19 protein-coding genes, 2 rRNA genes and 2 pseudogenes are annotated in these 21,364 nt (G+C 69.5%); 11 read left to right on the forward strand and 12 right to left on the reverse strand.

What is annotated here, in order from left to right; all coding sequences use genetic code 11:
• From ABIA33_RS03835 to ABIA33_RS03855, 5 genes and pseudogenes are all read left to right on the forward strand, one after another.
• Positions 1 to 93, forward strand: a 23S ribosomal RNA gene (locus tag ABIA33_RS03835); the annotation flags it as partial.
• 92 nt (positions 94 to 185) lie between these two features.
• Positions 186 to 302, forward strand: a 5S ribosomal RNA gene (gene rrf / locus ABIA33_RS03840).
• A 303-nt stretch (positions 303 to 605) separates the two neighbouring features.
• Positions 606 to 812, forward strand: a pseudogene (locus ABIA33_RS03845) (helix-turn-helix domain-containing protein); the annotation flags it as partial.
• A 162-nt stretch (positions 813 to 974) separates the two neighbouring features.
• The gene (locus tag ABIA33_RS03850; protein ID WP_370076930.1) at positions 975 to 2,204 is read left to right on the forward strand and encodes an IS110 family transposase; all 1,230 of its coding nucleotides are present in this window, start codon (positions 975 to 977) and stop codon (positions 2,202 to 2,204) included.
• A gap of 23 nt (positions 2,205 to 2,227) precedes the next feature.
• Positions 2,228 to 3,115: pseudogene (locus ABIA33_RS03855) on the forward strand (IS630 family transposase); the annotation flags it as partial.
• A 1-nt stretch (position 3,116) separates the two neighbouring features.
• Here the strand turns inward: ABIA33_RS03855 and ABIA33_RS03860 are convergent.
• From ABIA33_RS03860 to ABIA33_RS03895, 8 genes are all read right to left on the reverse strand, one after another.
• On the reverse strand, positions 3,117 to 3,440 hold the full coding sequence (locus ABIA33_RS03860; RefSeq protein WP_370076932.1) for a hypothetical protein: 324 nt from the start codon (positions 3,438 to 3,440) through the stop codon (positions 3,117 to 3,119).
• A gap of 205 nt (positions 3,441 to 3,645) precedes the next feature.
• Positions 3,646 to 4,827, reverse strand: coding sequence for a hypothetical protein (locus tag ABIA33_RS03865; protein WP_370076934.1), 1,182 nt, complete (start codon positions 4,825 to 4,827; stop codon positions 3,646 to 3,648).
• Positions 4,828 to 4,879: 52 nt separating this feature from the next.
• Positions 4,880 to 6,814, reverse strand: coding sequence for a type VI secretion protein (locus ABIA33_RS03870; RefSeq protein ID WP_370076936.1), 1,935 nt, complete (start codon positions 6,812 to 6,814; stop codon positions 4,880 to 4,882).
• Positions 6,811 to 8,166, reverse strand: coding sequence for an ATP-binding protein (locus tag ABIA33_RS03875; RefSeq protein ID WP_370076938.1), 1,356 nt, complete (start codon positions 8,164 to 8,166; stop codon positions 6,811 to 6,813). Before ABIA33_RS03875 ends, ABIA33_RS03870 begins: the two co-directional genes overlap by 4 nt.
• Positions 8,167 to 8,190: 24 nt before the next feature.
• Complete coding sequence (locus tag ABIA33_RS03880) at positions 8,191 to 9,729, reverse strand: SCO6880 family protein (protein WP_370076940.1); 1,539 nt, start codon at positions 9,727 to 9,729, stop codon at positions 8,191 to 8,193.
• On the reverse strand, positions 9,726 to 11,000 hold the full coding sequence (locus ABIA33_RS03885) for a hypothetical protein (protein ID WP_370076942.1): 1,275 nt from the start codon (positions 10,998 to 11,000) through the stop codon (positions 9,726 to 9,728). Before ABIA33_RS03885 ends, ABIA33_RS03880 begins: the two co-directional genes overlap by 4 nt.
• Positions 10,990 to 11,799 (reverse strand): hypothetical protein, encoded by an 810-nt coding sequence (locus ABIA33_RS03890; protein ID WP_370076944.1) that lies wholly within the window; start codon positions 11,797 to 11,799, stop codon positions 10,990 to 10,992. The genes ABIA33_RS03885 and ABIA33_RS03890 overlap by 11 nt, the downstream gene beginning before the upstream one ends.
• Positions 11,800 to 11,969: 170 nt before the next feature.
• Positions 11,970 to 12,278, reverse strand: a complete 309-nt coding sequence (locus tag ABIA33_RS03895; RefSeq protein ID WP_370077742.1) for a hypothetical protein — start codon at positions 12,276 to 12,278, stop codon at positions 11,970 to 11,972.
• 368 nt (positions 12,279 to 12,646) lie between these two features.
• Between ABIA33_RS03895 and ABIA33_RS03900 the strand changes: the two genes are divergently transcribed.
• Together ABIA33_RS03900 and ABIA33_RS03905 are read left to right on the forward strand one after the other, a co-directional pair.
• Positions 12,647 to 13,696: an NlpC/P60 family protein gene (locus ABIA33_RS03900; RefSeq protein WP_370076946.1), complete on the forward strand. Its 1,050-nt coding sequence runs from the start codon at positions 12,647 to 12,649 to the stop codon at positions 13,694 to 13,696.
• Between the two features lie 233 nt (positions 13,697 to 13,929).
• On the forward strand, positions 13,930 to 14,637 hold the full coding sequence (locus ABIA33_RS03905; protein ID WP_370076948.1) for a phosphatase PAP2 family protein: 708 nt from the start codon (positions 13,930 to 13,932) through the stop codon (positions 14,635 to 14,637).
• A gap of 67 nt (positions 14,638 to 14,704) precedes the next feature.
• On the opposite strand, the gene ABIA33_RS03910 is transcribed toward ABIA33_RS03905, so the two are convergent.
• Complete coding sequence (locus tag ABIA33_RS03910) at positions 14,705 to 16,330, reverse strand: FAD-binding oxidoreductase (protein ID WP_370076950.1); 1,626 nt, start codon at positions 16,328 to 16,330, stop codon at positions 14,705 to 14,707.
• Positions 16,331 to 16,435: 105 nt separating this feature from the next.
• Positions 16,436 to 16,618 carry a hypothetical protein gene (locus tag ABIA33_RS03915; protein WP_370077780.1) on the reverse strand — a complete coding sequence of 61 codons (183 nt, stop codon included), beginning with the start codon at positions 16,616 to 16,618 and terminating at the stop codon, positions 16,436 to 16,438.
• 123 nt (positions 16,619 to 16,741) lie between these two features.
• Between ABIA33_RS03915 and ABIA33_RS03920 the strand changes: the two genes are divergently transcribed.
• Positions 16,742 to 17,620 carry a hypothetical protein gene (locus tag ABIA33_RS03920; protein ID WP_370076952.1) on the forward strand — a complete coding sequence of 293 codons (879 nt, stop codon included), beginning with the start codon at positions 16,742 to 16,744 and terminating at the stop codon, positions 17,618 to 17,620.
• 158 nt (positions 17,621 to 17,778) lie between these two features.
• Positions 17,779 to 18,000 carry a hypothetical protein gene (locus tag ABIA33_RS03925; protein ID WP_370076954.1) on the forward strand — a complete coding sequence of 74 codons (222 nt, stop codon included), beginning with the start codon at positions 17,779 to 17,781 and terminating at the stop codon, positions 17,998 to 18,000.
• 4 nt (positions 18,001 to 18,004) lie between these two features.
• On the opposite strand, the gene ABIA33_RS03930 is transcribed toward ABIA33_RS03925, so the two are convergent.
• Complete coding sequence (locus ABIA33_RS03930) at positions 18,005 to 18,331, reverse strand: metal-sensitive transcriptional regulator (RefSeq protein ID WP_370077743.1); 327 nt, start codon at positions 18,329 to 18,331, stop codon at positions 18,005 to 18,007.
• Between the two features lie 427 nt (positions 18,332 to 18,758).
• Between ABIA33_RS03930 and ABIA33_RS03935 the strand changes: the two genes are divergently transcribed.
• Together ABIA33_RS03935 and ABIA33_RS03940 are read left to right on the forward strand one after the other, a co-directional pair.
• Positions 18,759 to 19,379, forward strand: a complete 621-nt coding sequence (locus ABIA33_RS03935; protein ID WP_370076956.1) for a DUF47 domain-containing protein — start codon at positions 18,759 to 18,761, stop codon at positions 19,377 to 19,379.
• 11 nt (positions 19,380 to 19,390) lie between these two features.
• Positions 19,391 to 20,380, forward strand: a complete 990-nt coding sequence (locus ABIA33_RS03940) for an anion permease (protein ID WP_370077745.1) — start codon at positions 19,391 to 19,393, stop codon at positions 20,378 to 20,380.
• Between the two features lie 199 nt (positions 20,381 to 20,579).
• On the opposite strand, the gene pstB is transcribed toward ABIA33_RS03940, so the two are convergent.
• Positions 20,580 to 21,356 carry a phosphate ABC transporter ATP-binding protein PstB gene (gene pstB / locus ABIA33_RS03945; RefSeq protein ID WP_370076958.1) on the reverse strand — a complete coding sequence of 259 codons (777 nt, stop codon included), beginning with the start codon at positions 21,354 to 21,356 and terminating at the stop codon, positions 20,580 to 20,582.
• Between the last annotated feature and the right edge of the window lie 8 nt (positions 21,357 to 21,364).

Genomic DNA, 21,364 nt, shown 5'->3' on the forward strand with positions numbered 1-21,364 from the left:
GGCTCCCAGTAGACGACTGGGTTGATAGGCCGGATGTGGAAGCCCTGTAAGGGGTGGAGCTGACCGGTACTAATAGGCCGAGGGCTTGACCATAGCTGCTACGCGTCCACTGTGTTGTTCTGAAGAAACGACCCCCCGTCCCCGCTTCGCCGGGGGCGGCCGTGTGGTTGACATCTTCATAGTGTTTCGGTGGTCATAGCGTGAGGGAAACGCCCGGTAACATCCCGAACCCGGAAGCTAAGCCTCACAGCGCCGATGGTACTGCAGGGGGGACCCTGTGGGAGAGTAGGACGCCGCCGAACAACCATTGACAGTAAGCCCCCTGACCACCGGTCAGGGGGCTTAACTGCGTTCCCCACCCAGATACCTCCCGGCCGTTGCAAGCGATTGTCGCGACGATCGACGATCACCGAGTGGCTGTGACCTGGCCCGTACGTGTGGCCTGCCTGCCCCGCTACTGGCCGATGCGGCCGTGGGTGGGCATCATCCGCGCCGGAACCAGTACTGCTCCACCCCGGCTAGTGCTTTGACCGGGATGGTTGGCCGGGTTGGTGGTCGTGGCGGTTGGATGTGCGGTGACGTCCGATCCGACCGCTGGAGGCGCGGTGGCTGAGCCTGTCCGTGTGCGCAGACTGACTGACCAGGAAGGGCAGAAGCTGCAGCAGATCGTGCGCCGGGGTAGCACCAGTTCGGTGCGGTACCGGCGCGCGATGATGCTGCTGGCCTCGGCCGGCGGGAACCGTGTCCCGGTGATCGCCCAGCTGGTGCAGGCGGACGAGGACACAGTCCGTGATGTGATCCACCGGTTCAGCCCCCGAGCTCCCGCACAGACCGAGGCCCGTACGGTGCGCTGGTGCCACGAACGGCTAGTGAGGTGGCGGACCGGCCCATGGGCTGAGTCCTGGAATTAGGTCGCTGCGTGGCCCCGCATGCGCTCGTGACCAGCGCACACACCAGTCTGGAGGAAGACTGACATGATCTACTGCGGCATCGACTGGGCGGAGAAGACGCACGACGTCGCCCTGGTCGACGACACCGGACAGCTGCTGGCCAAGCGCCACATCACCGACGACGCGGCCGGCTACCGATTACTCCTTGACCTGCTGGCCGAGTACGGCGACAGCCAGGAGAACCCGATCCCGGTCGCGATCGAGACCTCCCGCGGCCTGCTTGTCGCCGTGTTGCGGACCGGCAAGCGCCAGATCTTCGCGATCAACCCGCTGGCCGCAGCCCGCTACCGCGACCGCCACGCCGTCTCGCGCAAGAAGTCCGACCCCGGCGACGCCCTGGTCCTGGCCAACATCCTGCGCACCGACATGCACGCCCACCGCCCGCTCCCACACGACAGCGACCTCGGCCGGGCGGTCGCCGTGCTGGCCCGCGCCCAGCAGGACGCCACCTGGAACCGCCAGCAGATGGCCAACCAGCTGCGATCCCTGCTACGCGAGTACTACCCAGCCGCTCTGGACGCCTTCGCGCCCTGGCAAAACGGCCTGTGCCGTCCCGAGGCTCGCGAACTGCTCAGGACCGCCCCCACCCCGGCCCGCGCCGCCAAGCTCACCCGCACCCAGATCGCTGCCGCTCTGCGCCGGGCCGGCCGCCAGCGGAATATCGACACCGCGGCCGAGCGGATCCGTGAGGTCCTGCGCGGCGACTACGCCCACCAGCCGCAGCTGGTCGAGGACGCCCTGGGTAAGCAGATGCTCGCCCAGCTGCGGCAGTTGGAGGCCGCCTGCACCGCGGCTGACGAGCTCGCCGAAGCGGTGGAGGAATCCTTCCCTCAGCACCCGGACGCCGAGGTGATCCTGAGCTTTCCCGGGCTCGGCATCCAGCTCGGCGCCCGGATCCTGGCTGAGATCGGGGACGACCACCAACGCTTCGCCGACGCGCGGGGCTTGAAGGCATACGCCCGCGCATCGCCGATCACCCGCGCGTCGGGCAAGAAGTCGAGCATCACCCGGCGCCGGGTGAAGAACGACCGACTCAACCACGCCGGCTACCTGTGGGCCTTCTCCGCCATCACCGCTTCAGCGGGTGCCAACGCCCACTACCACCGACGCCGCGACGAGAACGGCGACTGGCACGCCTCTGCCCAGAGAAATCTCTTCAACCGAATGCTCGGTCAGCTCTACCACTGCCTCCAAAAGGGCGAACTGTTCGACGAACAAGTTGCCTATCCCACAGAACTTCCCCAGGCCGCTTGACCCATTGAGACCGTGAGGTGTCTCAGTGGGCGGGAGGCCGTCCCCGCCTGCTCAGTCCTGACGACGAGGAGTTCGTCGTCGCGACGGCCACCACCCGACCGACCAAGCTCGGCCAGCCCTTCACCCGCTGGTCGCTGCGCAAGCTCGCCGCCTACCTGCGGAAGGTGCACGGGCGGGTCATCCGCATCGGCCGCGAGGCCTTACGCTGCCTACTCGCCCGACGCGGCGTCACCTTCCAGCGCACCAAGACGTGGAAGGAGTCCCCGGACCCCGACCGGGAGGCGAAGCTGGACCGGATCGAGGAGGTCCTGGACCGCTTTCCGGACCGGGTTTTCGCCTTCGACGAGTTCGGCCCGCTCGGGATCCGGCCCACCGGCGGCTCTGGCTGGACCGCGCAGGGAAACCCCGAGCGGCATCCGGCCACCTACCACCGCACCCACGGCGTCCGGTACTTCCACGGCTGCTACTCGGTTGGCGACGACACTCTCTGGGGCGTCAACCGCCGCAGGAAGGGCGCCGCGAACACCCTGGCCGCACTGAAGTCGGTCCGCGCCGCCCGCCCCGACGGCGCACCCATCTACGTGATCCTGGACAACCTGTCCGCCCACAAGGGCGAGAAGATCCGCCGCTGGGCCAAGAAGAACCGGGTCGAGCTCTGCTTCACCCCGACCTACGCGTCGTGGGCCAACCCGATCGAGGCCCACTTCGGACCGCTGAGGCAGTTCACCATCGCCAACTCCAATTACCCCAACCACACCGTGCAGACCCGGGCTCTACACGGGTACCTGCGCTGGCGCAACGCCAACGCCCGCCACCCCGACGTCCTCGCGGCCCAACGCCGCGAGCGTGCCCGCATCCGCAGTGAGAAGGGGCTGCGCTGGGGCGCACGACCTTTCGCTGCCGCAGCCTGACCTACCGCGCAGCCTGCAACGCCGCCGCGATCTGGACAACATCCAGCTCAACGACGGCCTCCTCGCCCTCCCACACGCCGCGCGAGGTGATCGCCAGGCCGATCAAGGCCAGCTCGGCAGCATCGTCACGCAGTTCGTACTCTTCGCGGCTCTCCTCGCCGATCCCACCCAGTTCCTCGCGATCCCAGGCAGCGACCGCCGACTCAGCCACGGACCGAGGCAACCGCACACTGATCCGACTGATCTGGGGATCGAGATGAACCCCGATCGCCGCCAGCACGATCCGATCGTGCTGATACCTCACATACTGCTCGCGATCTTCCACGAGCCGAGGGTACTCAGGCCCAACCGAGCCACAGAAACCAAAGCCGGTGAACGTATGCGGTCAGAGCACTAGATGCCGCACGATCCCCAGCAGCGACAAGTCGGACGGAGGCGCGGAGCGGCACGCCCTAGCCCGGGCATCCAAGCTGGAGCACTTCATCTCCAACGTCAGCCGCCGAACCGGTCCTAGGACGAACGCCTTCGGTTCACGCGGGCGAGTCGGTGGGTGGCGGAGGAGGCTTCTGCAGGTCCACGGGGGACAGCGAGGGTTCCGGGGAAGACGGCTGGGGCGTCGGCGGTGCCCAGGTGGGCGCCTGCGGGGTCTGCCGGTCCCGGTCGGCCTGCGCGGCGAGCGCGAGGTCGAGACTTTCGCGGCGGATGCGGCGGTCCATGTAGAGAAGGCCGTTGGTAAGCGGGATCAGCGGCAGGACGAGCACGGAGACCAGGGCCGCGCCGATCAGGACCACGCCGTAGAAGACTACGGCGGCGCCGATCAGGCCGCCCGGCCCCGGGGTGGTGCCGTCCGGGCTGGCGGAGATCGTGGTGATAACGGGGATCATCGCCACGAAGATGAACGGGACCAGGATGATCTGCCCTGCGAACGACCCGATCAGGTTGATGACGTAGGGAATGCCCAAACTGCGCCACCACGCGCCTTCGTTGAGGGTCCAGGCACGGCGCAGCGCCTCCATGGGTCGCTGGTTCTCCAGCACGACCACGGGGACGACGAGCACCAGCCGCACGGCGCAGTAGATCGCGAAACCGAAGGCGGGTAGGACGAGCAGGCTCAGTGCGGCGGCGCCGGGGCCGGAGCCGAGCACCATGGACGGCACCATCGAAGCGCACAGGAGAACGAACGAACCCGCGAAGAGCAGGACGCTGTCCGCGGCGACCCGCCAGAGGTGGGGACGTGCCTCGCTCCACACCTGGCGCACGGTCACGCGCCGCCCCAGCACGGCGTGACGGAGTACGACCGTGCAGGTGGTCGAGGCCACGAGATAGCAGGCCAGGGAGCAGATCAGGAAGAGCAGCACGGCGACGATGCCGAACGTGAACAGGGTTGCTGCCTGGGCGTTGCTGGGCGTGCGGTCGATCCGGTCGGCCCTGCTCAGGTCGTCGTAGATGCTGTGCAGCGGTCCGTAGGACACGGCGGCGAGGATGCCGAACAGGAGCAGGCTGCCGAGGGTGGTGAGGAGCAGTGGAACGAAGACGGGCTTGGCGTAGCGCTTGAGGGTGCCGAAGACCCCGCTGATGATGTCGCCGAATCCCAGTGGCTGCAGCGGGATGACGCCCGGTTTGGGAGGGCGGGGCACGTAGCCCCAGGCGGGTCCGCCGGGTATGCCGGGCGTGCCGGGACCGGGCACGCCCCAGCCTGTGGTGCCGCTCATCGTTCAGCTTCCCCTTCGTTCACGCCTGTACCTGCCTCGACGACCACCACCGCTACGGCTGCTGCGCCGGGCGGCTACCCGAGGGTACGGGAGGGTTCGCGGCTTCGGCGTTCCCGATGCGGAAGCGTTGCGCGGGCCGGCGGGCGGTGAGCAGGAGAAGGTCGTCGCTGGTGAGGGGGCCTGGGGAGGCCGCGGCCGCGATCTCGGTCGCGCTGGTATGAAGTGCGCCGAGAAGCGACTGAATGTCCTGGTCGGTGAGAGGTCCGAGCAGGGCGCGGGCGTCCGCGTCCGTCCACAGGCTGTGGACGGCGCGTTCGTCCCAGCGAAGCCGGGCCTGTTCGGGTGAGCGGAACACTGCGACACCGCCCAGCCCCAGCGGTCCGCCGCGCGCTACCAGTTCGGGCAGTCCGGGGAAGGGTGCGACGGCGGCGACGTTGTCCAGCACACAGAGAAGTGGTGGGTCGAGCCGACCGGAGGATGACCGTACGGCCATGCGCCGGCCGCGCTCGACCACGTCTTCCACGAGCGCGGTGAGCAGGGGCATCGCGCTGCGGCGGGCGGGCGCGCCGGAGCCGTCCGAACCGCTGGCGGTGGGGCCTTCGGGATCGGGGCGACTGACCCGGGTCTCGGTGGCGCGGCCCAGTAGGTACAGCGTTCCCCGATTGCGGATGACTGACTCCACATCGAGGGTGTCAGTTCCTGTGGATGGCGTGCATGCCTGCTGGACTTGGAGTTCTGACAGTGCGTCGAGTGCGCTGAGGATGCGGTCCAGCGCGGACTCGCGCAGCTCCGTGGGTTGGGTGAGGAGTGCCTGCAGCTCTCCGCCCCAGCCGTCGGCGGCCGTGTGCGGGTCGGCGGTACGGAGAATGGCGACGGCCTCGTGGCGGGCTGTGCCCGAGGCCCAGCGGTGGACGTGGCGGAACGGGCGTTGGTCCAGCGCGGCGGCGTGGAGCCAGCAGCGGAGGAGTGTCTGCGCGGTCCCCTGGATGCCCTTCTCGGCCTGGGACGTGCCGCTGCGCGCGGTGGGCGCGAGCAGAGCGCGGGCGCGCGCGGTGGCGGTGGCCGGGTCCTCGCAGCGGTCGTGCGGGGCCCATCGGACGCGCGTCTCAGGGTCGGTGACCTCGTCCACGAGGCGCAGCGGGTCGAACAGGCGGGCATCGCGATGCGCGGGACGGTCCTCCCACAGGGCGAGGTCGTCGGTGACGACCAGGACCGGACCGGTCGCCGCGGCTATGACCCGCTGGAGCAGGCGCCGCTTGGCTGTTGTGGCAGCGGGATCCGGTACGAGCAGGGAGGTCATCCCAGCCGGGAATGCGAACCGTGCGACGGTGCGCTGCGCGGCGGTCGGCGGTGCGACGACGACGACGGGCGGTCCGGTGTCGGCGTCGGTCGGGGTGTTGATGCCGGTGCCCGCAGGAGCGACAGGGACGGTACTGGGATCGTCGTCCAGCGGCTCGAAGAAGACGGGTGCTGCCGGAGTACGTGGCGCCGTCCGCGGCGCGGGGAACGGATCGGGTTCGGCTGTACGGAAGTGCTCGCGGTGACGCTCGTCGCCGCCCGCCCGCGCCCGCTCCGCAGCGCCGCGAGCTGTGCGGATCCGCACCCACGCGGTGAGTACGGTCAGCGCCAGCGCGATGAGCAGCGACAGCAGGACGAAGAAGGTCGTCCAGAACGCCAGCGGCGACGGCAGCTCCGCGGCCGGCGTCCCCGGCCAGGCGGCAGTCAGACCGTTCGGTGCCGTCGCGAGGGTGCGGATCGCCGTCGGTGTCCCGGCGAAGGGCAGCGGATGCGGCAGATGACCGTGCGTCACCAGCCCGCCCAGCGCGGTGGACAGCCACACCAGCGTCGTCGCCCCGAGCAGCGTCCCCAGCAGGCCGACGATGGCCCCGTCGGGGATCCCCCGCGACGGGGGCGGCTGCTGGCCGGCCCGGCCCGACTGTGGCGGCAGGTTCGGTGGCGTCGAGCGCGGCAGGGACATCGGGCTCACGCCGCCGGGTCGTCCGCGAGCTGCTTCGAGGCGCGGGTGCGTTCGATGATGGCGTCCTCCGTCATCGCGCGGTCGGTGTAGACGAGCGGGCGTTCGTGCTCGGTGATGAGGTGCTTGACGACCTGGACGTTGCCGTTGACGTCCCAGACCGCGATGCCCGGTGACAGCGTCGGGATGATCTCCACCGCCCAGCGCGGCAGCCCCAGCACCCGGCCGGTGGCCCGGGCCTCGTCCGCCTTCTGCATGTAGATGGTGCGGGTGGAGGCCATCTTGAGGATCGCCGACGCCTCGCGCGCCGCCGCCCCGTCCACCACGTCCGAGAGGTGGTGGACGACGGCGATGAACGACAGTCCCAGTCGGCGCCCGAACTTCAGCAGCCGCTGGAACAGCTGTGCGACAAAGGGGGAGTTGATGATGTGCCAGGCCTCCTCGACCAGGAAGATCCGCTTCTTGCGGTCCGGCCTGATCCAGGTGTGCTCCAGCCACACGCCGACGATGGCCATCAGGATCGGCATGGCGATGGAGTTGCGGTCGATGTGCGACAGGTCGAAGACGATCAGCGGTGCGTCGAGGTCGATGTCGGTGGTCGTCGGTCCGTCGAACATCCCGCGCAGGTCGCCGTCCACCAGCCGGTCGAGGACCAGGGCGACGTCCAGGCCCCAGGTCTGGATGTCGGTCAGAGACACCCCGAGCGGGTCGATCGAGTCGGTGTTGGGGGAGCGCAGCGTGTCGATGATGTCCGCGAGGACGGGCTGGCGCTCCGTTCTCTTGGCGATGACGTGCGCGTGCGCGGCCTTGAGCGCGAAGCCCGCGCGCTCGTCCAGGCCGCGGCCCATCGCGACCTCGATGATCGTGCGCAGCAGCGCCAGCTGGCCGGTCGTGGTGATCGCCGGGTCGAGCGGGTTGAGCTTCACCCCGCCGTTCAGCGCCGCCTGCGGGTCGAGCCGGACCGGCGTTATCCCAAGCGCCCGCGCGATGAGGTTCCACTCGCCGACGCCGTCCTCACCCTGCGCGTCCAGCACCACGACCTGCCGGTCGCGGAACCGCAACTGCCTCAGCACGTAAGTCTTCTCCAGCGCCGACTTGCCGTTGCCCGACTCGCCGAGCACCAGCCAGTGCGGGGCCGGCAGCTGCTGCCCGTACAGCTGGAAGGGGTCGTAGACGTAGCCCTTGCCGCTGTAGACCTCCCGGCCGATGATCACGCCGGAGTCGCCGAGGCCCGGCGCGGCCGTCGGCAGGTACACCGCCTGCGCCTGGCCGGTGGAGGTACGGACAGGCAGGCGCGTCGTCTCCGTCTTGCCGAAGAGAAAGCTGGTGAAGGCGTCGGACAGTCCGCCCACGGGTGCTGCCATGCGATGCCTCCTGGGGACGGGTGGTTAGCGGCGGATGCCGGTGGCGAACGGAAGCGTGTTGACGAACGCCCGATGGTGCTCGCGGTCGCACCACTCCAGCTTGAGGTAGCTCTTGCCGGCGGAGGCGCGGATTGTCCGCTTGTCCCTGGCGAGCGCCTCCGGCGTGCGGGAGCTCACGGTGATGTAGCCGACGAGGTTCACGCCCGCCGCGCCTGAGGCCAGGTCAGCGCCGCGCTGGTCGACCCGCCCGCTGTGGGCCGAGTCGCGCGGGTCCACGGTGCGGTTCATCTTCGCCTGGCGGCTCGCCTCGGCGTCGTCGTTGGTCTTCTCCGTCAGCATCCGCTCGATGGCGACGTCCGTCGGTTCCAGGTCCATCGTCACCGCGACGGTGCGGATCACATCCGGGGTGTGCACGAGCAGCGGGGCGAGGAAGTTCACGCCCACCGGCGTCAGCGGCCACTCCTTGACCCACGCCGTCGCGTGGCACCACGGCTCCCGGGTCTCCGACTCGCGGGTCTTCGCCTGGAGGTAGTTGGCATGCGTGGCGTCCAGCTCGGCCGGCCAGGCGTTGCGCTTGGACATCGCCTGGATGTGGTCGATCTGGTGGTCCGGGTCGTACATGGAGTGCAGCAGCGAGGCCAGGCGGGCCTGCCCGAGCGGCTGCCGGACCCGGATGTCGGCCTCGGCGAGCCGCGCGCAGATGTCCGTCAGCTCGCGCGCCATGACCGCCGCCAGCCCCTCGTCGCCCCGCGCCCGCTGCTGCGCCGTACGCCCTATGGCGTGGGCCTCGGCGGCCAGTTCGCGGGTGTACGGCATGCAGGCGACCAGGTAGGCGCGGTGCTGCTCGGAGGAGGTGGACACCATGGACTGGAGCTGGTCGTAGGACTCCTTGAGCCACTCGGGGGAGTCCGGGTCACCGCGCCGGGCGACGTCCTTGGCGTGGGCGTCCGGGTCGGCGGGCAGCGTACGGGCCAGCATCTGCAGCCGGGTGACGAAGCCGTCGCCGTTGGCGACGTGCTTGAGCAGCGTCCCGAAGCGCTCGACCAGGGTCTCCTGGTCCTCCGAGTCGCGCAGGCCCACGCCGGGGCCCTCGATCTCGATGGCGGCGGTGACGGTGCGTCGGGTGAGGTGGAGCAGGACCGACACCTCGTCGGGGCCGAACGGCGCGGCCAGCCAGCGGATCCGCCCGATGCCGGGCGGCGGCCCGATCTCGACCTCACGCCCGTCCAACCGCGTTCCGGCCTCCATCACGCTCGACTTCCAGGTCGCCGAGGACGAGCGAACCGTGCGGCGGTAGGTGCGGTTGATCTCGGCCCACTTGTAGATGGTCCGCTTGCGGTAGGGCAGGTAGACGATCGCGAAGGCGATCAGCGGGAAGGCGAGGAGTCCGAGCAACCGCAGGGGCAGGACGGGCACGAGGATGCCCCACATCATCCCCAGGAACGCCCCGAAGATGATCAGGAAGACCTCGCCGCTCTCGCGGTTCTTGCCGACCACGGCGTTCGGTTTGGCCTTGCCGATCAGATAGGTGCGTCGGTACCCACCGACGGGTTGGGTGGTCACGTTCGGGCCCCCTTGCCGAGCGACGTGATGCTGCTGGTGCCGACGGGAGCCTTGGAACCCCCGGACCCGCCGGTGGACTGCGGGGGCGGGCCTGCGGCCCCGCCACGGGAGGCGTGTGCGGCGATGCCGGGCGCGACGCTGCCGCCGCCCGCGCCGCCACGGCCCTGGGCGCCGCCGCCCTGCTCGGACTCACGCCCGGCGTGGGTGTTGATGCCCTGCTTCATGAAGTTCGCCGGACCGTTCACCACGGCGGAGCCGGCGCTCACCGCGGAGGCGCGGGCGTGCCGCATGGCCGCCATGTCGTCGCCGAAGCCCGGAACGAAGCGGTAGATCGCGGTGCTCGCGAAGATGGAGAGAGCGAGGATCGCCAGCCCGGCGAGGACGGTCGAGAAGGCGTCGTTCGCGCCCGCGTTCGACGCGATGGCGCCGGCGAGCCCGAGGATGATGACGATGACCGGTTTGATCAGGTCCACGGCCACCATCAGCCCCGCCCAGCGGCGCACGTGCTTCCACAACTGCTTGTCGACCAGCCCCGCGTACACGGCCGTGCCGAGCAGGGCGCCCACGTAGAGCATCGCTGCCCGGATCAGCATTTCCAGCCAGAGGACGGCTGCGGCGAGGATCGCCACGAGCGAGACCAGGACCTGGATGATGGGGCCGCCGCCGAGGTTGCCGCTGGTCAGGGTGTTGGCGAAGGTCCCGAGGTAGTTGGTGGTGTCGGTCTTCGTACCTGCGGCGATGGCTGAGGTGATGCCGTCGGTGGCGCTGACGACGGTGAAGAGGACCAGGGGGGTGAACGCGGACGCGATGACGGTCAGCCAGAGGAACCCGATTGCCTCGCCGATGGCCTGGTGGATCGGCGCGCCACGGACCGCGCGCTTGGCGACGGCGAGGAGCCAGAGGATCAGGGTCAGGAAGGTGGAGGCGGCGAAGACCACGGCGTACTGCTTGAGGAACGAGGGGTTGGTGAAGTCGACGTTGGTCGTCGAGTTGATCCCGTCGGACAGCTTGCGCACCACCCAGGCTGCGGCGGTGGCGCAGCCGTTCGCGAGGGACTGCAGGGGGTCCAGCGCGGTGGTGGCCGGGTTGGTGACGCTGCCGGTGTTGCCCTGTTCGCAGAGGGTCTTTCCGAGACCGAACAGGCCGTTGCAGTTGGTGCTGGGACTTGGACTGGGCGCTGCGGAAGCGACGCTCGCCAGGGAGAGAAAGCCGAGCTGAACCGTTGTCAGAGCTGAACTGAGCACGGCGACCCGACGGAGACTAGCGGGCATAGCGGAACCCCCCGAACGACTTGACGGCATTGGAGATCGCATCGGCGCTGGAGGCCGACTGGCTCCCGCTGACCGGGGTGGGACCGTCAATCTGGGCGAAGTCGGAGACCTTCCAATCGCCACTCACCCAGTGCAGTGTGAGCGTGAGCGTGGACCAGTACTCGCTGACGGGGCTCGTCGAGCCCTGGCCCGCGAGACCGCCGATGGAGTTGCTCCAGACCTCTATCGTCGACTGATCGCTGCTGAACGCGTCCGTCTTGGTGCCCACTGGAATCGTTCGTGAGACGAAGGTCAACCCGTTCTGCCCCTGGCCGTCCTTGAGTCCCAGTTTGTTCGCGAGAGCGGTGTAGGAGGGGTCGAAGCGTCCAAGGAGCCTGGCCGTCGCTGACGGGTCCGCCACCGTTGTGACGATCGTGTGCCGGCTCGCTGCTGCGTACATGTCGCTGGAGCCCAGCGCCACCGCATAGTTCACTGCGGCCGACTGCGCGCCCTCGCGCGTGCGGGGGAAGCCGGTGGCGATGCCGTTCTGAGTGGTGGTCACCGGCTGCGTCCCCGTCGGTGCCGTCGCCCCACCGCCGTCGCCGGATGTTCCCGCTACCGCACCGCCGCCGCCGGTGCCCGCGGTCGGCGTGGGGCTCCCGCTGGTGCGGTTGAGGATCGCGACCGCGATCACCAGTACCAGGACCGCCCCCAGCACCGCCGCGAGCGTGCGCAGCGGCCTGCGCCCGGTGGCCTCCGGCGGCTGCTCGCCTGCCGGATACCGGGTACGCGTGTGCGGCTGGTCGTCGGGCACGGACACAGCAGCCCCCTTGGGACGGAGGGTGGGCAGGGAGGACAGGGCGGACAGCTGACAGGACAGGCAGAACAAGGGCGTGCGTGGATCAGGGTGTCACCCGGACGGCTGCCCGTGGGGAGGGCGTTGCCGATCCGGTACTCGTTGTTCGGATGGGGCTGCGACCGGACGAATGATCAGATCGCCATCCCATACACAATGGTGAACAACGTCCCTAGAGATCCGATGATGAACACGCCGGTCAAACCGGCGACGATCAGTCCTTTCCCCTGTTCCGCACTGAAGGTGTCGCGTAGCGCCGTCGCGCCGATCCGCTGCTTCGCCGCGCCCCAGATGGCGATGGCGAGGCAGCCCAGGATGGCGACGGCCATGACGACTTCCACCATCGTCTTGGCTTCGTTGCCCAGACTCGCGAAGGGGCCCCAGTTTGGGGCGATTCCTCCGATGATGGTGGTGATGTCACCCTTGCCCGCGCTGAGATACAAAGTAACCACCTGCCTGATCATCATTCAAAGTCCTACGCCCGGCCGTGGTGTAGGGCTTGGGCCCATTGTTGGCCAGATCCGAAGTCGACTTGGCCACTTTCCCCAGGATCGTCGTTGAGTTGTCTGCCACAGGTGCCAGCATTGGGCCTTATGGGACCTGTAGTCGCTCGGATGAGCCTATCGCTTACCGTGTGTATCACTAGTGATTGCGCAGAGCAACGCCCTGGTCCAGACTCTGGGGAGGCATCTCCAGGCACCCGAGGCACGGGTAGGTGGCATATGCGCACGAAACATTCTGCCTTCCACCCTCCGCACTCCGCGCACTCCCCCTACCACCCCCACGCCGACATGCCCACCGGCCAGGCCTCATGACGCTCCGTCGGGCGTGGGCCCTGCTCGGCGGCGGCGGGATGGCCGCCGTCGGCGTGCTCCTGTTCCTGGTCATCGGCACCTACTCCGCCTCCGGCTCGCTGGCGCAGGCCCAGGCCCAGGGCTCCGTCCAGCTCGCCCCGGGTACGGTGCCCTCGGCGTACACCTCGCTCATCCAGAAGTGGGGCACGCTGTGCCCGGAACTGACGCCTCCTCTGCTGGCAGCGCAGATGTACCAGGAGAGCGGCTTCAACCCCGCCGCCGTCAGTCCTGTCGGCGCGCAGGGCATGGCCCAGTTCATGCCGGCCACCTGGGCCATCTACGGCATGGACCCCACCCACACCCACACACCCGATGTCTGGAACCCGGCCGACGCGATTCCGTCGGCCGCCTCCTACGACTGCCAGCTCGCGAAGGACACCAAGAGCGTCCCCGGCAACCACACCGCGAACATGCTGGCCGCCTACAACGCCGGCCCGTACGCGGTCATAAGCGCGGGCGGCGTCCCCTCCTTCTCGGAGACCCGCAACTACGTCAGCTCGATCACCAAGCTCGCGCAGTCCTTCACCGGCGCCACGACCATCACCTTCTCCGCCCAGGCGGCCGGTGCCATCTACTACGCACAGAGCAAGCTCGGCACTCCCTACCTGTGGGGTGGCGAGGGGCTGGCCTCGCAGGGCTACCGCTTCGACTGCTCCGGACTGGCACAGGCGGCGTACGCCAGCGTCGGCATCACCCTCCCGCGCGTGGCCGCCGACCAGTGGTACGCCGGTCCGCATCCGACCCGCAGTCAGCTCCAGCCGGGCGACCTGGTGTTCTTCTCGCACGACCCGCACGATCCGGCGCAGATCCACCATGTCGGCATCTACATCGGCGGCGGCATCATGATCAACGCCCCGCACACGGGAGCGGTCATCCGCTACGACTCGATCGACTCAGAGGGCGACTACTTCGGCGCGACCCGGGTCACCGCAGGCGGCGCGTCCGCGCTGCCCACGCTCCAGCCCGGCGGCGGCATCGCCAACGGCGCTGCGCCCGCCACCAGCTGAGAGTCGATTCGGGGGTCGCGGTACCCGCGCCGGATGACGCCGGGATCACGGCGAAGCCGCAGTCTTGTGGTGGACCGGTGATCGTAGCGTCACGTTCCCATAACTTCCCTGAGTCACGGAACGCTTTGGGTGATTCGCGCCGTTGTGCCCCTTGCCGGGGGAGCACACTTGACCTTGCCGTACCGGAGCCCCGGCGGCCGGGCTTTGGTGTGGGCGAATGCGGAGGTGTTGGCGTGGCGACGCTGCTGGCTGATGGTGGCGGGTCGATCGACTGGACCCTGGTCTCCGGTGTCAACGGCCTGGCCCGCGATCTCCCCTCTTCGGTCGACAGCGCGCTGGGATTCCTCGGCGAGTACGGCGTGCCTCTGGCGTCCATCCTGGTGCTGCTCGCGAGTTGGCTGTGGGCGAGGCGCCAGTCGGACGCCGCCGGCACCGTCGCGGGCGTGCTGTGGGCCGGACTCGCGGCGGGCATGGCGCTGATGCTGAATGTTCCGGTTCGCGCCATGGTGCAGCGGGACCGGCCGTTCGTCGCCCACCCGGGCCAGTTGGACCTGCTGATGAGCCACCAGGCAAACGGCTCCTTCGCCAGCGACCACGCGACCTTCACGATGGCCGTCGCCGTCGGCGTCCTGCTGGTGCACCGGAAGTTCGGACTCATCGCCCTCGCCCTCGCCGGCTTCGAGGGCTTCCTCCGGGTCTTCATGGGCGTGCACTACCCGACCGACGTCATCGGCGGCTTCGCCCTCGGTACGGCCACGACGCTGCTGATGGCCCCCATCGCCATGGCCGTTCTCGTCCCGCTGACCCACTCGATGACCCGCACCGCCGCCGCGTCCCTGATCCGGGCGCCGCGCCGGACCCGCGCGACGCGTGCCACCGGACCGGCCGTCGCCTCCGCGACAGCGGATCACCCCGACGCCCCCAACGACCTCGCGGCCTGACGCGGCCTCGGCTGCGGCCTGATCGCGGCCTGACCGCCTGCCGCGGTCGACCGGTCGGCGCCAGGCCCTATCCCAGCGGCACGCTCTGCGGGAACCGGAACAGCCCGCCCGGGTCGTAGCTGCGCTTGACGGCGCGCAGGCGCGCGGCGTTCGCGCCGTAGTACGCCTGCTCCCAACCGGTCAGCTTCGGGTCGATGTAGTTCTGGTAGGCCTCGCCGCTCGCGTACGGACGCATCGCGTTCCAGACGCCGTCGAGCCAGGCCCAGGAGCGGTCCGCTCCCGTCCCGCCGACGACGCCGACGGGATAGTTCGCCGTGTACTGCGCCATGAACAGGCCGTTCCGGTGGACGAACGCGGTGTCCGCCGCGCCCACCCGGTTGATCGCACCGCCCAGCGCGTCGAAGGCGACAGCCGCGCTGCCGCCCTGCGGCCCGGTACGCGAATAGCGTTCGACCGCGGAGACCAGCGCGGCGGCCCCGGTGGCGCTCAGCGGCCGGGTGAAGACGTCCGACCGCGCGCCGTACGACTCCCGGGTCACCTGCCCCGACGGGTTCTGCCCCGGCAGGCTGCCCGGAAGGTGCGAGGCGGCCTGCGACCAGCCCAGCACCCCGCCCATGACCTGCATGGTCTGCAGGTAGGAGCGCGAGTGCAGTGAGGTCGTGGACGGTGCCACGGACAGACGGTCGACCAGGTTCGACAGTTCACTCTGCGGGCCGAGGTAGTTGACGGTGCTGCCGAGCTGCGTCCGGCCGTCGGCCCAGACCAGCAGGTGCAGATTGGCCCACAGGGCGTCCGGCGCGCTCGGCGCCCAGGCCTGCCAGGCCCTGATCACCGCGGCAGCCCGAGACCAGGGCCAGGACAGGAAGCCGTAGGAGCAGTCCGCCGCCGGATGGGTCCGGAAGGAGAGCGAGGTGACCACGCCGAAGTTGCCGCCGCCTCCGCCGCGCAGCGCCCAGAACAGGTCAGCGTCACTGTGCGCGCTGACCTCGCGGATCCGTCCGTCGGCGGTGACGACCTCGGCGCCGGTGAGGCTGTCGCAGGTCAACCCGTACGCGCGCCCGGTCACGCCGACCCCGCCGCCCAGGGTCAGGCCGGTGACGCCGACGGTGGGGCAGGAGCCCGCCGGGACGGTCACCCCGCGTGCCGCGAGGTCGGTGTAGACGTCGATCAGCCGCGCACCGGCCCCGACGACCGCGGTGCCACCGGCTCCACCCGAACTGGAGACGCCGTTCAGCTTCCCGACGTCGAGGACCAGACCGCTGCCCGAGGACCAGCCCGCGTAGCTGTGACCGCCGCTGCGCGCCGTCACCGGCACCCCGAACCGGCGTGCGAAGGCGAGGCAGGTGGCAACGTCCTGGGCACTGGCGACATAGGCCACCGCGCAGGGCGCGAGCGAGTCGTACTGCGGCTGGAACAGGCGGCGCGCGGAGGCGTAGCGGCTGTCGCCGGGACGGACCAGCAGGCCGCCGAGGCCCTTGCCGAGCGCGGTCCAGTCGGCAGGTGTCGGAGAAGCGGTGGTACCGGCGCCGGACAGGGGTGCCGCGGACGGAGCGTTCGGCTCCCACGAGGTGGCCGCCGCTGCGCCGGCGGAGCGCTGGGCGCTGGGGGAGCAGGCGGCCAGACCGGTTGCGGCAGCGGCGGTCAGCGCTCCCGCGCGCAGCACCGTCCGGCGGGAGGTGATCGGTTCGCCCATACTGACTGTCTCCTCCTGGGGATAACGCACTCGCTTCACCAAGAGGACGGCGGAACCGCACTCAGCGGTTCGCCCACCGCTCCCCAGGTCGTCAGCGTTCAGCGCTCAGCCGACGTGCTCGTCGGCGTCCTTGCGGGCCCTGTCGCGGGAGCGCCGGGCCGGGGCGAACCAGCCGCAGCTGCAGCGTGCCGCGCTGAAGGATCCCTTCTCGGCGACAGTCGTCTCATGGGTGACACCTGCATCAGCCCCGCCCAGCGGGGCCGACGGCTCAGTGAGATCGCTGTCCACGTGGTTCACGGTAACTCGGACGGCCGCGTACCGGTGCCGCCCGGATGCCGTAACCCGCGTCACTGTGGCTCGTTAGCCGTGGGGAGCCCCGCATCGGGTTTTGTCAGAGGGAGTTGTGTGGCCGTGGTGAATCGTCAGTCAACCTGCCGTCAGGGCGTCCGTGCCGTGCTGGTCGCCGCCGCGGCGGCGGGCCTGCTGGCGGGCTGCGCCGGCGCGGGGTCGAGTGCGGGCACCGGTGCCGCCGAAGCAGCCGCGAAGGGCGGCTCCTCCGACACGCTGGCGGCCGATCCGCTCACCGCCGTACGCGCGGCGGCGGACGTCACCGGCAGGACCGGGTCGGTGCAGGACGCCACCACGCTGCAGACCGCCTCCTCGGCCAAGCAGATGACCCTGCACGGCACCGCGGTGTACAACTACAGCGCCCGTCTCGGCCGGATGGAGATCGCCGTCCCCGCGGCTGCGGGGACCCCGGGCAAGCAGCTGGTCGAGGTCATCAGCCCCGGCGTCGTCTACCTGCAGAACAGTGGTGCCAAGGTGCCTGCGGGCAAGTGGGTCAAGGTCGGCGTCCAGCAACTCGCCGACGGCAACCTGGTGAGCAGCGGTGCGACGGATCCGGCCAGCGCCGCCAACGCGCTGCGCGGCGCGCTGACCGCCACCCAGGTGGGGACCGAGACGGTCGGCGGGGTGCCGCTCAAGCACTACAAGGGCACGCTCGACCTGGCCAGGGCCGCGGGCGCCACGGGCGGCGGCGCGGCGTCGGGGCTTGCCCTCGCCGGGCACACGTTCACGGTGAAGCAGGTCCCCTACGAGGTCTGGCTGGACGAGCACGGCCGGATCCACCGCATCGTCGAGACCTTCACCTTCAGCGGCGTACCCTCCTCGACCGCTGCGAAGGACCAGGTCGTGGTGACTTCCACCACTGAGTTCTCCGGTTTCGGCACGCCGGTGAAGGTGGACCTTCCGCCGTCCAAGGACGTATACGGGGCCCAGCAGTCCAAGTAGTCCACGTAGTCCGCGGCGAAGTGCCATACCGAACGGGGGGTCTGGGAAATGACCCAGATGTGCCATGCGCGCCCCCTGTGCGCTCCCTACTCTGTAAGGAGTCGACTACCCGACGTTCCTGGGCTGCTTCACGTCGGCGGCCCGGTTCTGACGAGGAGGTGGTTCGTGTGGCTGCGCACGACCCGGTGGCCCTCGCGGAGATCGACCTCTACGGTGATCTGATCATCGCTGCAGCGGCCACCCCGTTCGACCGGCTTTCCGCCGACCGGATCGACCAGGTGCTTCGCGTTGAGGTCCGGGGCGCGGTCGAACCGGACGTCGACCAGGACGTCGACCCCGCGGTCCGGGTGCCCCCGCAGCGGAACGACGTCCCGTCCTGAGCTGTCAGGTTCTCAGCAGGCGCGCGATCGCCGCCGTCGCCTCCGCGACCTTGTCGTCGCCCTCCGGGCCGCCGTCGATGACCGCTTCGGCGACGCAGTGCCGCAGGTGTTCTTCCAGCAGGCTGAGCGCGAAGGACTGGAGCGCCTTGGTGCTCGCCGAGACCTGGGTGAGGATGTCGATGCAGTAGACGTCCTCCTCCACCATGCGCTGCAGCCCCCGGACCTGACCCTCGATCCGACGCAGGCGTTTGACGTGCGCGTCGCGCTGCGGACTGTATCCGTGCGGGCCGCGCGGGGGCTCCTTCGTCGTGACTGCCTCCGGCGTCGCCACGGACTCCGACTCGGTCTCTGTCTCTGCCTCCACCGACCCATCGTATGGCGCTCTGACGGCCTACGTCCCGCCCCGCGCAGGGGGGCAGCGCTTGCGCGGACCATCCGTCACACTGAGACCGACCGGCAAATGGGGGGCGGCGTCGCGGGCCGAGGGCTCTCGCCTGACCGGGTTGTCGTCGGTCGCCAGTGCTCCGCAATGGCTCCCTCCTCCGCCCCGCCCAGACTCGGCCCTCGCCCCGCTCCTTCACCCACCCCCCATTTGCCGGTCGGTCTTACGGTGCACAGCCTCTGAGCGGCACGGTGCTGGTCGGTGCGCAAGGATGAGCACCAGGTACATCGTGTCGGCGCTGCCACCCCGGCTTGCGCACGGACCACACGCAGCGCCTAGCATCGCATCGACCGCACCCTGTACTTCGGAGACCTCTGTGCGCATTCGTCTGACCCCAAGGGAGACGAGCTTCTATGACATGTTCGCCACGTCGGCGGACAACATCGTCGCAGGCTCGAAGCTCCTGCTGGAACTTCTCGGTGCGGATGTCGCGGCGCGGCCGGAGCTCGCCGAGCGGATGCGCGCCGCTGAGCACGCGGGCGACGACACGACGCACGCGATCTTCCATCAGCTGAACAAGTCCTTCATCACCCCCTTCGACCGGGAGGACATCTACAACCTGGCGTCGTCGCTCGACGATGTCATGGACTACATGGAGGAGGCCGTCGACCTGGTCGTCCTCTACGAGATCGAGGCTCTCCCCAAGGGCGTCGAGCAGCAGATCGAGGTGCTGGCGCGAGCGGCCGAGCTGACGGCTGCCGCCATGCCGAACCTGCGCACCATGGACAACCTCGCGGAGTACTGGATCGAGGTGAACCGGCTGGAGAACCAGGCGGACCAGATCCACCGCAAGCTCCTGGCGCACCTCTTCGGCGGTTCCTACGAGGCGCTCGAAGTGCTCAAGCTCAAGCAGATCGTGGACGTGCTGGAGGAAGCCGCCGACGCCTTCGAGCATGTGGCGAACACGGTGGAGACCATCGCGGTCAAGGAGTCCTGAGCTCAGTGAACATGCTCGGACTGGTCCTTGTCGTGGGCGTGGCGTTCGGCTTCGCCTACACCAACGGCTTCCATGACTCGGCCAACGCCATCGCCACCTCGGTGTCGACCCGGGCGCTGACGCCCAAGGTCGCGCTGATGATGGCCGCGGTGATGAACCTGGCCGGCGCGTTCCTCGGCGTGGGCGTGGCACAGACCGTCAGCAAGGGCATCATCGCGACGCCGCAGGGCACCCAGGGCATGGTCATCCTCTGGGCGGCCCTGGTCGGGGCGATCGCCTGGAACCTGGGCACCTGGTACTTCGGTCTGCCGTCCTCCTCCACGCACGCCCTGTTCGGCGGGATGGTGGGTGCGGCGCTCGCCGGTGGCACCCAGGTGTTCTGGAAGGGGGTGTGGGACAAGGTCATCATCCCGATGATCACCTCGCCGGTCGTCGGCCTGCTGCTCGGCTTCCTCGTGATGCTGGCCATCATGTGGATCTTCCGGCGCGCCAACCCGCACAGGGCGAAGCGCAACTTCCGGATGGCACAGACGGTGTCGGCGGCGGCGATGGCCCTGGGCCACGGCCTTCAGGACTCGCAGAAGACCATGGGCGTCGTGGTGATGGCGCTGACGATCTCCGGACACTACTCCGGCACGGGCATCCCGATCTGGGTGAAGGCCAGCACCGCCGTGGTGCTGTCGCTGGGCACCTGGGCCGGCGGGTGGCGGATCATGCGCACCCTGGGCCGGAAGATCATCGAGTTGGACCCGCCGCAGGGTTTCGCCTCCGAGTCGGTGGCGGCGTCGATCCTCTACGTCACCGCCTACGCGTACAAGGTGCCGGTCTCGACCACGCACGTCATCACCTCGGCGATCATGGGGGTCGGTGCCACCAAGCGAGTCCGCGCGGTCCGTTGGGGCGTCGCCAGGAACATCGTGATCGGGTGGTTCCTGACCATGCCGGGGGCGGCGCTGGTCGCCGCGGTCGTCTACTGGATCAGCTGGGCGATCATCGGCTGACGCCGCGCGGCGTGGCTCGCGGCGTGGCTCCCGCTGGCTCGGCGTGGCTCCCGCATGGCTCCCGCATGGCTCCCGCATGGCTCGGCGTGGCTCGGCGTGGGACAGACGAAGGGCCCGCTTCCTGGTCGGAGACCAGGCCGCGGGCCCTTCTCGATACTCCGCGGCGGCACCGCCTAGCAGCGCCGCGGAGTAGTTCAGGTCATCCGAAGCGGCCCGAGATGTAGTCCTCGGTGGCCTGGACGGACGGGTTGGAGAAGATCTTCTCGGTTGCGTCGATCTCGATCAGGCGTCCCGGCTGGCCGACCGCGGAGAGGTTGAAGAACGCGGTGCGGTCGCTGACGCGGGCGGCCTGCTGCATGTTGTGGGTGACGATGACGATGGTGAACTGCTCCTTGAGCTTGCCGATCAGGTCCTCGATGGCGAGGGTGGAGATCGGGTCCAGCGCGGAGCAGGGCTCGTCCATCAGCAGGACCTGGGGCTCGACGGCGATGGCGCGGGCGATGCAGAGGCGCTGCTGCTGGCCGCCGGACAGTCCGGAGCCGGGGCGGTCGAGGCGGTCCTTGACCTCGTTCCACAGGTTGGCGCCGACCAGTGAGCGCTCGACGGCCTCGTCGATGACCTTGCGGTTGCGCACGCCGTTGAGCTTGAGCCCGGCGGCGACGTTCTCCTTGATCGACATGGTGGGGAAGGGGTTGGGGCGCTGGAAGACCATGCCGACGGTGCGGCGCACGGCGACCGGGTCCACGCCGTTGCCGTAGAGGTCCTCGTTGTCGAGCAGCACCTTGCCCTCGACCCGGGCGCCGGGGACGACCTCGTGCATCCGGTTCAGGGTGCGCAGGAAGGTCGACTTGCCGCAGCCGGACGGGCCGATGAAGGCGGTCACCGAGCGGGGCTCGACGGTCATCGAGATGTCCTCGACGGCCCGGAAGTTTCCGTAGTAGGCGTTCAGTCCGCTGACATCGATGCGCTTGGCCATGATGTGTG

The sequence above is a fragment of the Streptacidiphilus sp. MAP12-16 genome (assembly GCF_041262165.1).
In the GTDB taxonomy this organism is placed as follows: domain Bacteria; phylum Actinomycetota; class Actinomycetes; order Streptomycetales; family Streptomycetaceae; genus Streptacidiphilus.

What these genes read in the sequence shown, in the direction of transcription:
- ABIA33_RS03900 (WP_370076946.1), top strand. Translation starts at nt 12,647, where the DNA reads ATGACGCTCCGTCGGGCGTGGGCCCTGCTCGGCGGCGGCGGGATGGCC.
- ABIA33_RS03865 (WP_370076934.1), bottom strand. Translation starts at nt 4,827, where the DNA reads ATGAGCGGCACCACAGGCTGGGGCGTGCCCGGTCCCGGCACGCCCGGC.
- pstB (WP_370076958.1), bottom strand. Translation starts at nt 21,356, where the DNA reads ATGGCCAAGCGCATCGATGTCAGCGGACTGAACGCCTACTACGGAAAC.
- ABIA33_RS03910 (WP_370076950.1), bottom strand. Translation starts at nt 16,330, where the DNA reads ATGGGCGAACCGATCACCTCCCGCCGGACGGTGCTGCGCGCGGGAGCG.
- ABIA33_RS03875 (WP_370076938.1), bottom strand. Translation starts at nt 8,166, where the DNA reads ATGGCAGCACCCGTGGGCGGACTGTCCGACGCCTTCACCAGCTTTCTC.
- ABIA33_RS03940 (WP_370077745.1), top strand. Translation starts at nt 19,391, where the DNA reads ATGCTCGGACTGGTCCTTGTCGTGGGCGTGGCGTTCGGCTTCGCCTAC.
- ABIA33_RS03850 (WP_370076930.1), top strand. Translation starts at nt 975, where the DNA reads ATGATCTACTGCGGCATCGACTGGGCGGAGAAGACGCACGACGTCGCC.
- ABIA33_RS03885 (WP_370076942.1), bottom strand. Translation starts at nt 11,000, where the DNA reads ATGCCCGCTAGTCTCCGTCGGGTCGCCGTGCTCAGTTCAGCTCTGACA.